Origin of the sequence: Bradyrhizobium sp. C9, from assembly GCF_002532045.1 — a bacterium.
Classification (GTDB): domain Bacteria; phylum Pseudomonadota; class Alphaproteobacteria; order Rhizobiales; family Xanthobacteraceae; genus Bradyrhizobium.
The window spans coordinates 1-2078 of the sequence record NZ_NWTG01000060.1 but is presented as its reverse complement, the minus strand read 5'-3'; the positions used below and the strand labels follow the sequence as shown (position 1 = coordinate 2078).

The window sequence follows — 2078 nt, the reverse complement described above, 5'->3', positions numbered from 1 at the left end:
TCAGGCTGAAAGTAGAGCCAGCCTGGTGCGTCAGGCGGCGGCTCAGTTAGTTCCGATGAGAGATTGTGAAGATCGATCAATGTTTGCTTTCACGCAAAATGGAGGCGTGACGTGCTTGCGCGCACCACGCCGTGTGCTACACGGCATTCCTGCAATTGAAGGAGCGCCGACTTGGCCAAAAAGAAAAAGACTATTCGTCGCTGGACAAAGGACGATTTGAAAACACTGAAGTCGCTCGCCAAGCAGAAGGCAGGCGTCACAAAAATTGCAAAGAAGCTGAAGCGCACTACTGCAGCGGTGATGGTAAAGGCATCGCTACTCGGTGTGTCGCTGGATACGCGCGGCTAGTCGAGTAAGTCGTCCAGATCTTGCTCAGACTCCCACGCGACCTTGCTTGCATCTACCGGCGACGCACCCATTGAGGCCAAACACAGGCGCAACAAGCTCAACGCCTTGGTGCCAACCTCCTCGCCTGATTGCAGGCGCGCTCGCAACACTGACGCTATTCCAACGATGCAGCGGTGTGACGCGTTGAGCCAAGGCAGCTCCCCAGCGAATTCGCGCCAGGCCACGGCTTGCGGCTCTGTTAGCCAGGACGGCGGAGCGCCAATGGCATCGCCGGTTGGATCGTTGCGCCTCCGGTAACGTTGGGGATTCTTCGCGTCTCGGCCTTCAAGTTTTGCTTTGGCAAGCGGTGCCCGTGGTCTAGGCAAATTTCACCATGGGGGTCTGATTTGTGGAAACGAGCGTTTAGGTTTGGACCCCGGTGTTTGAGGCGGCAATGTTTGAACTTCTGACCGGGTACGGGGGGCAGCTGATGGGCCGGCGCGCTGTTCCCGTGCCGCGCCGACCACATCAACATGCGCGCCGCTAGCTGACGGGCGCGACCTTCGGCGAGCCCAGCACGATAGTTGCTGCGACTGCGAGCGATGTTCCGCCGCTCAAGGTCAACACGGCGCGAAGATACCTGTTGCCGCCGAGGTAGCCCTGCTTGACAACGGTGTTCGCAGCCAGTGCAGCAGGAAGCGCGCCGACAAGTAACGATGCTGGCACATCCGCAAAGTTCGTTCCGTCCGCACTGTCTTGCAGTTTGGCCGCAAACGCAGCAGCGTTGATTATCGCACCGGTGCTAATCACAAGTGCAGCGCTCTCGTATCCCAACGTGTCCACGCTGTTGCCTGTCGTGGTGGCACTCAATGTCGCTGGAGCAATGGTTTGGGCAAAGCCCAGATTCTGAGAATGATCTCTAAGCATAATGATTCCTGATTAGAATGAATTGGTGGTGGACACCGCGTTCCCCTACGGTGTCCACCCTGCCGCGCTGGCCGAAAGGAACAACCGGAGCGACGTTACTTGGTTAAATAAGCGGCCTTCTGCTTACGCTCGCGCGCGGCACGCTTACTCTCCTCACGAGATGCTTTGGCCCGAGCCAACCCTGCGCTCGCTTCCCGCGAAAGCTCTTTCGGCTTGTCGTTCAGCGGCGAACGCCTCATTGTGCTGTAGTACAGTTGCTTGTCCGTCGGACGGCTGGCCTCAACCTGCGCTTCGGCGTCATGCAGGCGCTCGCCACGCGTCTTGCTGGCGGCAACCTCACGTTCGGCCTTTTTCAATCGCGCGCCTCGGTTGGCGGCTTCCACGTCCCGGAGCAACGCCTCGGCCTGCTCCAACACCGTGTCGGCCTTCGTTTTGTTCGCCATCTCAAATTTCCTCAAATATGCAGCAATTCAAGCGGCGCTGGCAATTTCCAGGCGGGCAACTTGCCTGCGCCGACGTGACCCTTCTCAACCGCCTCCCCGATCAACCCCCTCAGCGGCGAGAACGGCTCAGCGAGGTCGCCAAAGTTCTGTAGGCTGTACATGATTTTGAAATCTCGGTGCGCAGCGCCGACGAGGCGCATCTCGTCAGCGAAGCCGTGCATCGCAAGGATAGCGTCTCCTAGCTCACGTGCGGCATCAACTGCGGTCTCCACCAATGAGGAGTATTCGCTGAGACGTCGCGCCGCGACCTGCTTCGAGTACTCGCGCTTGGCTTTCTCGATCTCCTTCCCGATGTAGTCGAGCGCGATCTGTACGGCGCGG

The 2078-nt window shown here is 59.0% G+C and carries 4 protein-coding genes; 1 reads left to right on the top strand and 3 read right to left on the bottom strand.

Annotated features, from left to right (window positions below; genetic code table 11):
• Positions 1–171 precede the first annotated feature (171 nt).
• Positions 172–348: a hypothetical protein gene (locus CO675_RS41245; protein WP_198964914.1), complete on the top strand. Its 177-nt coding sequence runs from the start codon at positions 172–174 to the stop codon at positions 346–348.
• Between the two features lie 522 nt (positions 349–870).
• Here CO675_RS41245 and CO675_RS39535 read toward each other — a convergent pair.
• From CO675_RS39535 to CO675_RS40830, 3 genes are all read right to left on the bottom strand, one after another.
• The gene (locus CO675_RS39535; protein ID WP_097677266.1) at positions 871–1254 is read right to left on the bottom strand and encodes a hypothetical protein; all 384 of its coding nucleotides are present in this window, start codon (positions 1252–1254) and stop codon (positions 871–873) included.
• A 95-nt stretch (positions 1255–1349) separates the two neighbouring features.
• Positions 1350–1697 (bottom strand): hypothetical protein, encoded by a 348-nt coding sequence (locus CO675_RS39530; RefSeq protein ID WP_097677265.1) that lies wholly within the window; start codon positions 1695–1697, stop codon positions 1350–1352.
• Positions 1698–1708: 11 nt separating this feature from the next.
• Positions 1709–2078 (bottom strand): hypothetical protein (locus CO675_RS40830; protein WP_158231379.1); only part of this gene is annotated, 370 nt, incomplete at its 5' end.

What these genes read in the sequence shown, in the direction of transcription:
- CO675_RS39535 (WP_097677266.1), bottom strand. Translation starts at nt 1,254, where the DNA reads ATGCTTAGAGATCATTCTCAGAATCTGGGCTTTGCCCAAACCATTGCT.
- CO675_RS39530 (WP_097677265.1), bottom strand. Translation starts at nt 1,697, where the DNA reads ATGGCGAACAAAACGAAGGCCGACACGGTGTTGGAGCAGGCCGAGGCG.